At 47.2% G+C, this 7,897-nt stretch carries 7 protein-coding genes; all 7 read left to right on the top strand.

The features are described from left to right. Nucleotides 1-745, top strand: a 745-nt coding sequence (locus AAGC78_RS08195; protein ID WP_435783576.1) for a glutamate ligase domain-containing protein, incomplete at its 5' end; no start/stop codon positions are given. A gap of 13 nt (nucleotides 746-758) precedes the next feature. After that, nucleotides 759-1,730: a D-alanine--D-alanine ligase gene (locus AAGC78_RS08190; protein ID WP_435783575.1), complete on the top strand. Its 972-nt coding sequence runs from the start codon at nucleotides 759-761 to the stop codon at nucleotides 1,728-1,730. Nucleotides 1,731-1,749: 19 nt separating this feature from the next. Next, nucleotides 1,750-2,859, top strand: a complete 1,110-nt coding sequence (locus AAGC78_RS08185; protein WP_435783574.1) for a cell division protein FtsQ/DivIB — start codon at nucleotides 1,750-1,752, stop codon at nucleotides 2,857-2,859. Between the two features lie 59 nt (nucleotides 2,860-2,918). Then, complete coding sequence (gene ftsA / locus AAGC78_RS08180; protein WP_435783573.1) at nucleotides 2,919-4,157, top strand: cell division protein FtsA; 1,239 nt, start codon at nucleotides 2,919-2,921, stop codon at nucleotides 4,155-4,157. 50 nt (nucleotides 4,158-4,207) lie between these two features. Continuing rightward, complete coding sequence (gene ftsZ, locus AAGC78_RS08175; RefSeq protein WP_435783572.1) at nucleotides 4,208-5,395, top strand: cell division protein FtsZ; 1,188 nt, start codon at nucleotides 4,208-4,210, stop codon at nucleotides 5,393-5,395. Nucleotides 5,396-5,609: 214 nt separating this feature from the next. After that, on the top strand, nucleotides 5,610-6,521 hold the full coding sequence (gene lpxC / locus AAGC78_RS08170; RefSeq protein WP_435783571.1) for a UDP-3-O-acyl-N-acetylglucosamine deacetylase: 912 nt from the start codon (nucleotides 5,610-5,612) through the stop codon (nucleotides 6,519-6,521). A 335-nt stretch (nucleotides 6,522-6,856) separates the two neighbouring features. Further along, nucleotides 6,857-7,786, top strand: coding sequence for a M23 family metallopeptidase (locus tag AAGC78_RS08165; protein ID WP_435783570.1), 930 nt, complete (start codon nucleotides 6,857-6,859; stop codon nucleotides 7,784-7,786). Nucleotides 7,787-7,897: the final 111 nt, after the last annotated feature.

Below are 7,897 nucleotides of genomic sequence, written 5' to 3'. Positions count from 1 at the left end.
CGGTGAAGATCCGGTGATTCGCGACATTATTCCGGAAGTGGCTCGTCCAATTCTGACTTATGGCTTTTCCGATCATTGCGACTTCAGAGCTGTGAACATCAAGCAAGACAAAATGCATTCTGAATTTGATGTGATCCGTCCTGGTCACGACAAGCCATTACATATCCGTATCAATATTCCTGGCATTCACAATGTATTGAATGCAACAGCGGTAATTGCAGTTGCAACAGATGAAGGCATTAGTGATGAGGCTATCCAATCCGGTTTGGAAAATTTCCAGGGCGTTGGTCGTCGCTTTCAAGTGTATGGCAATTTTCCAGTAGGTGATGGAGAGGCCATGTTGGTTGATGATTACGGTCATCACCCGCGCGAGGTCGCTGCCGTTATTAAAGCGGTGCGTGACGGATGGCCGGATCGCCGTTTAGTCATGATTTATCAACCGCACAGATACACCCGTACGCGTGATTTGTATGAGGACTTTGTAGAAGTACTTTCAACTGCAGATGCATTAATTATGTTGGAAGTGTACAGCGCAGGTGAGGATTCTATTCCCGGTGCAGACAGTCGTCATCTTTGCCGCAGTATTCGTGCGCGTGGTGTGATCGAGCCCATTTTTGTCGAGACAGTCGACGGCGTTCCAACCATTGTAAAAGACATAGTGCGCGCGGGTGATATCGTCATTACGCAAGGCGCGGGTAATGTGGGTGTTCTTTCCCCTGAATTAGCAAAACGACAATTGCGTTAGAGGTTAATAAGTGATGCAAGCAGTAACACTGCCGATCAGTGAAACATTGAAAAAACAATTGGGGCGCGTGGGTGTGCTCTATGGTGGTCTATCGGCTGAGCGCGAAATTTCCCTGCAAAGTGGTGCTGCTGTAATTGCGGCATTAGAAGAAGCTGGAGTTGATCATGTGGCAATTGATGTAGGCGACAACATCATTGCAGATATTCAAGCAGCAAAAATTGATCGTGCATTTCTCATCCTGCACGGTCCTGGCGGTGAAGATGGCCGCATGCAAGCGCTGCTGGAGTTTTTAAATATCCCTTATACCGGAAGCGATGTTGCATCTTCTGCCTTGGCAATGGACAAATTGCGCACCAAACAATTGTGGCGTGGTGTGGATATAAATGGCCAACAAGGTTTGCCTACGCCGGAATTCGCGGTGCTTGGTCATGGATCTGATTTTGCCAAAGTGTTGGAAACACTTGGTGGCGAGGTAATGGTAAAGCCGGCGAATGAAGGTTCAAGCATCGGCATGTCGCGAGTAAATAATGCTGCTGCACTTGAAGCTGCATTTCAAACGGCGGCGCAATACCAAGGCAGTGTTTTGGTTGAGCGGTTGATCGTGGGTGCTGAATACACTATCGCGATTGTTGATGGTGAGGCCTTGCCTCCCATCAAATTGGAAACCAACCACAGCTTTTATGATTTCAATGCGAAATACCTCGCTGATGATACTCGCTACATTTGCCCCTGTGGTTTATCGCTTGAAAAAGAACAGGAACTAAAAACACTGGCCCTTAACGCATTTAATACCGTTGGTTGTCGTGGTTGGGGACGCGTCGATGTAATGTCCGATGCACAGCAAAATTTTTATTTGCTGGAAGTGAATACTGCTCCGGGGATGACAGGTCATAGTCTGGTGCCTATGGCAGCAGAGGCGGTAGGGCTTTCATTTGCAGAATTGGTGCTTACGATTTTGCAAGCAAGTCTCGCGGTAAAAGCGTAAATCATGATGTGTATTCAACATGCGTGATATGAAGGGAGAGCGCATCGAACCCAGCATTGGTTCTGAGCGCGCAAATGCGGAAGCAGCAAAAGCCGCGCGTCGCGCGCGGGCTGCCGAAGCTGAACGTGAAAGTCGTAAAGAGTCAGCTGCTGAAACGCGTGTTGTGCGGGATGTGTTATTGGAAAATCCTTCATCGCGTTATGTTGCACCAGATTTACCTATTGCCCGGCAGGATGTATCTGCAAAACGTGAACGGGGTTACGCGAAAATATCGCCTCAAGGACGCCGAAGTGGTGGTGAGCGAAAGCAAGCTGCAAAAACGGGAAAGCTTTTTTGGCAATCGTGGAATTTTTCCTGGGTTAATCGCAAATTAGGTGCGGTGCTTTTTGTGATTGCTTTGGCGTTTGGGCTTTATTGGGTAAGCGGACCCGTTGCCAAAGTGTTTGAGCGGCCGATAAAAAGCGTTGTTGTGGAAGGCGACTTCAATTTAATTACCAAACAGCGCGCTACCGAACTGATCAGCGATGAAATTGATGGTGATTTTTTGCAGCTGGATCTGATGCAACTTAAAAATGCATTGCTCAGTGATCCCTGGGTGGAAAAAGTGACTCTGAATCGCCGTTGGCCCGATACCTTAGTGGTCAAAATTACCGAGCAAAAACCGATTGCTCGTTGGGGTGACGGATTTTTAAATCAGCGTGGAGAAATCGTTCGCGTTGAAGAGGCAAGTAAGCTTTCAGGCTTGCCATGGTTGCAAGGAAGTGAAGCAGATGCGCCAGAAATTTTGCAGCAATATCAGGATTTATCCCAGATTTTGCGCTCGCGTGGGTTGGAAGTTATCGCGTTAAAGTGCGATAACAAAAAATCATGGCGATTAACGATAAAAAATCACGTAGAAATCGCACTTGGACGCGATCAAGTGATGGAAAAAATACGTAGATTTGTTACTGTATACGACACGCATTTAAGTAATGTTTGGATGGATGTAAAAGCGATTGATGTGAGGTATACCAACGGAGTGGCGGTGCGTTGGGTAACTGACTCGGAAATGGCAAAAAAATACATTAAGGGCCAAACGAAAACGAGTGTTCCGGTTCCTGCTCCACGAACTGCACCACAGCTAAATTGATTTGGAAATTCGCCAGTTACTGCATGATTGGCTCACAACTGGCAAATGAGGTTTATTGAATGGCAAACGCTAGCGACAACAAAATGATTGTAGGCCTGGATATAGGCACATCCAAGGTTGTGGCTATCGTTGGTGCTATTACGCCAGAAGGTCAGTTGGAAATTGTCGGGATTGGCTCGCATCGTTCCAATGGTTTGAAAAAAGGCGTAGTGGTAAATATCGAGTCGACTGTTTTATCGATTCAGCGCGCGGTAGAAGAAGCTGAATTGATGGCCGGTTGCCAGATTCATTCTGTCTATGCCGGTATCGCGGGCAGCCATATTCGCAGTTTGAACTCTCACGGTATTGTGGCGATTCGCGACCGCGAAGTTTTTTCCCAGGATTTGGAACGGGTAATTGATGCTGCACAAGCGGTAGCGATTCCGGCAGATCAGAAAATCCTGCACATTTTGCCGCAAGAATTTTTGATCGATGACCAGGACGGCGTAAAAGAGCCATTGGGAATGTCGGGTGTGCGTCTTGAAGCAAAAGTGCATTTGGTTACTTGTGCGGTAAATGCTGCACAGAACATCGAAAAATGTATCCGTCGCTGTGGTCTGGAAGTAGAAGACATCATTCTAGAGCAGTTGGCTTCGAGTTATTCGGTGTTGACCGATGATGAGAAAGAGTTGGGTGTGTGTGTTGTGGATATCGGTGGTGGTACAACAGATATCGCGATTTTTAAAGATGGCGCGATTCGCCATACCGGTGTGATTCCGATTGCAGGCGATCAAGTGACCAATGATATCGCCATGGCATTGCGTACTCCGACACCGAATGCAGAAGAAATTAAAATCAAATATGCCTGTGCGCTGGCGAAATTAACCAGCCCGGATGAAACCATCAAAGTGCCAAGTGTTGGCGATCGCCAGCCGCGTGACTTGTCTCGTCAGGCGCTTGCGGAAGTTGTCGAGCCGCGTTACGACGAATTATTTACATTAATTCAGGCGGAGCTTCGCCGCAGTGGTTATGAAGATTTAATTGCAGCAGGGATAGTGTTAACGGGCGGTACTTCCAAAATGGAAGGTGTTATCGAGTTGGCGGAGGAAATTTTCCACATGCCGGTAAGGCTCGGTGCCCCACAGAACATTCGCGGCCTGTCTGACATAGTGAATAACCCGATTTATTCGACTGGTGTAGGTTTATTGATTTACGCCATGAAACAACAACAAGGTAGTAGTCGCTCATCAACTACAACCAAAGAGTCGCAAGGTTCTATTTTTAGCAAAATCAAAAAAATATTCCAAAGCAACTTCTAACCAAATTAAATTTCACAGATTGAGTCAAGGGAAACAAAAGGGGTGTGGCCATGTTTGAACTAGTTGATAGCATTCATCAAAACGCGGTAATTAAAGTGATCGGTGTAGGCGGTGGCGGCGGTAACGCAGTCAAGCACATGATCGCAAGCAAAATTGAGGGCGTAGAATTTATTTGCGCTAACACCGACTCGCAAGCATTGAAAGATATTGATGCGCGCACAGTGTTGCAGCTCGGCAATTCCATGACTAAAGGTCTGGGTGCTGGAGCGAATCCTGAAATCGGTCGTCAAGCGGCGATGGAAGATCGCGAGCGTATCGCAGAAGTGTTGCGCGGCGCCGATATGGTATTCATTGCCGCAGGTATGGGTGGTGGTACCGGTACTGGTGCAGCTCCGGTTGTTGCTGAAGTCGCGCGCGATCTTGGCATTCTGACTGTTGCGGTAGTGACCAAGCCGTTTCCTTTCGAAGGCAAAAAGCGCATGGTAATTGCGGATGCAGGTATCAAGGAATTGGGCGAGCGTGTTGACTCGCTGATTACAATTCCGAACGAAAAATTGTTGTCGGTACTGGGAAAATCAACCAGCTTGCTTGACGCATTCAAAGCGGCAAACAACGTGTTGCTCGGTGCAGTACAAGGTATCGCTGATCTGATTATCCGTCCAGGTATGATCAACGTGGACTTTGCTGACGTAAGAACGGTTATGTCAGAAATGGGTATGGCGATGATGGGGACTGGTCGCGCTACTGGTGAGAATCGTGCTCGTGAAGCTGCTGAAGCTGCAATCCGCAGTCCGCTGCTGGAAGATGTAAATCTGCAAGGTGCGCGCGGTATTCTGGTTAACATCACTGCTGGTATTGATTTGTCTCTGGGGGAATACTCTGAAGTAGGTAGCATCATTGAAGAGTTCGCTTCAGGTGATGCGACTGTTGTAGTGGGTACAGTAATTGATCCAGAGTTGACCAACGAATTGCGTGTAACTGTGGTTGCTACTGGTCTGGGCGTGGTCGAGAAGATGATTGCTCCAGTAAAAGAAACCAAGCCTGCGCCAACTAAAGTAGTGGTTGATAACACTGCTCGTCGCGCTGCTGCACCGGTGGACTACGCTGCGCTTGATCGTCCTGCGCACCTGCGCGCGAATGCGCATTCATCGAATGCTGCGGCCTTGGCTGCACCTTTGGGTGATAAGGAATTGGAATATCTGGATATTCCAGCATTCCTGCGTCGTCAGGCTGATTGATAGATTCTGTTATATCGCCTTTGTTAATAGGTTCTTTGCTATAGGGGGGATTGCCAGTTTCAACTGGTTGGCACCCCCTCCGATTGGTAACATGCCCATGAAAATCAGGCCGTAATACTTGTACGGTATGTGTGATAAGCAACTGTGTTGAACAGATGTTTGTTTTTAGATTGCTGAACACAGCCACGCGGTTGGACTAGTAAGGGGTATTGAAATGATCAAACAGCGAACGCTTAAAAACGCGATACGCACTTCTGGTGTGGGGTTGCACACAGGTGATCAGATTCACCTAACCCTTTTGCCTGCGCCAGTGGATAGCGGCATAGTGTTTCGGCGGGTGGATTTGAACCCACCGGTCGAGATTAAAGCGACTGCTAAAAATGTAGGTGAAACGACGCTTTCTACCTGCCTGATCAAAGACGACGTCCGTGTTTCTACGGTTGAGCATTTGATGTCGGCTATGGCTGGTTTAGGTATTGATAATGCGATTGTCGAGTTAAATGCGCCTGAAATTCCGATCATGGATGGCAGCGCCGGTCCCTTTGTGTTTTTGATTCAATCTGCCGGTGTCCAGGAACAAGATGCGCCCAAAAAATTCGTCCGCATTAAAAAAGAGGTAACTCTGAGGGATGGCGACAAATTCGCCAGTTTTATCCCTTTTGATGGCTTCAAAGTGTCGTTTTCCATCGAGTTTGATCATCCTGTGTTTAAAGATCGACGTCCACAAACGGAGCTGGAGTTCTCCAGTTCAACCTTTGTGAAGGATATTAGTCGTGCGCGCACTTTTGGTTTTATGCACGAAATTGAGTATCTGCGCTCCAAAGGTTTAGCGCGCGGTGGCAGCATGGATAATGCGATTGTGGTGGATCAATACCGGATTCTTAACGAGGATGGCCTGCGTTTTGAAGACGAGTTTGTGAAGCACAAAGTGTTGGATGCCATCGGCGATCTGTACATGCTGGGCAATAGTTTGATCTGTGAATATCGCGCACATAAGTCAGGTCACTCGCTTAATAATCGTGTTTTGCGTCAGTTACTTGAGCAACCTGATGCATGGGAAATCGTCACTTTTGAGGAAAGTCAGGAGTTGCCTATTACTTACATCAAACCTATCGCTGCCGCGTGACCTTTATTTGCCGCAGTGTTCGTTTTGTGAACGCTGCCTAAATTTCTACTTGTTAAAACCTTCCTATCTGTGCGATATTTCGGGCATGTACCCGTTTGGGTGCTATGCAAGGAATCTCCGCACTGTAAAATTTCCCTTGTGAAATTTTTGTAACTGATTGTTTTGTAACGCTTTTATATAGTGTTTCAATAACCAGAAAGCGTTTGCAATGGATGTCTACATGCGTCTTGGCAGGATGTTAAGTCGCGCTCTGAAAGTCGAAATTTTTATCTAAAATCCCATCGGATTAATCCGAAGAGAACGGTTTTTTTAACCATAAAAAAGTAGATTTCTGAATGAAGATTATTATCGTCAACAAAGATCATGCGCAGGCTCGTAGTTTTACCCTTGGCGGGTGGACTCGCGCGTTCCTGTCTGTGTGTCTGTTGGGAATTCCCACTTTTGTTGGCGCATGGGGTTACAGCTGGTTGGTATCAGACCAGCGTGATGGTTTCTTTGATACCGACTCCAAAGCTTGGATGGATATTCTGTCCGCCCGTGAAACTGAAATTGAACAAGAGCGCGAAGCCTCTGAGGCGCAAATTGCAGCGCTAACCAGCAAGATGGGTGAGCTTCAAGCTCGACTGATGCGCCTTGATGCCTTGGGTGAAAAGCTTACTTCAGCAGCAAATTTAGAACAGGGTGAGTTCGATTTTAGTCAGGTTCCTGCGCTTGGCGGACCATCTAAAGCAAGCCCTGATACTGTCTATGCCACCCCCGATTTCTTCGCTGCTGTGGATCAGCTATCAAATCAAGTCGATAGCCGTGAACAGCAACTAAATACTATTGATGCATTATTAAATAATCGTAGCTTGCAGCTCGAAACTCTTGTCTCTGGCGCTCCGGTTGCCAACGCATGGGTTTCTTCACACTACGGCTATCGAAAAGATCCGTTCACTGGTAAAACTGAATTTCACTCTGGTATTGATTTCACCGCCCGTCAGGGTAGTAAAGTCAGTACTGTTGCCGCAGGGATCGTTAATTGGTCTGGTCGCCATCCTGAATATGGCAATATGGTCGAGATCAAGCATGGCGATGGATTGGTTACCCGTTATGCACACAATACATCTAACCTTGTAAAAGCAGGTGAGGTTGTAAAAAAAGGTCAGGTGATTGCCCTGTCGGGATCGACTGGAAGATCAACTGCTCCTCATGTTCACTTTGAAGTTTATAAAAACGGTCGCGTAGTTGACCCAGCAAGCTACATTCGCCGCACCAACCGCTAAGTTCACATCTTAAGCTGACAGCAGATTTCACACTTGCTTTAGTCGGCACCTTCCTATTTACTTGCCAGCCTTGCCTTCGGGTATATTTAGGCTTTTTCGCCTGTGTTTGCT

It is taken from the genome of Cellvibrio sp., from assembly GCF_039207905.1.
Classification (GTDB): domain Bacteria; phylum Pseudomonadota; class Gammaproteobacteria; order Pseudomonadales; family Cellvibrionaceae; genus Cellvibrio.
This window is presented reverse-complemented; position numbering and strand designations above follow the sequence as displayed.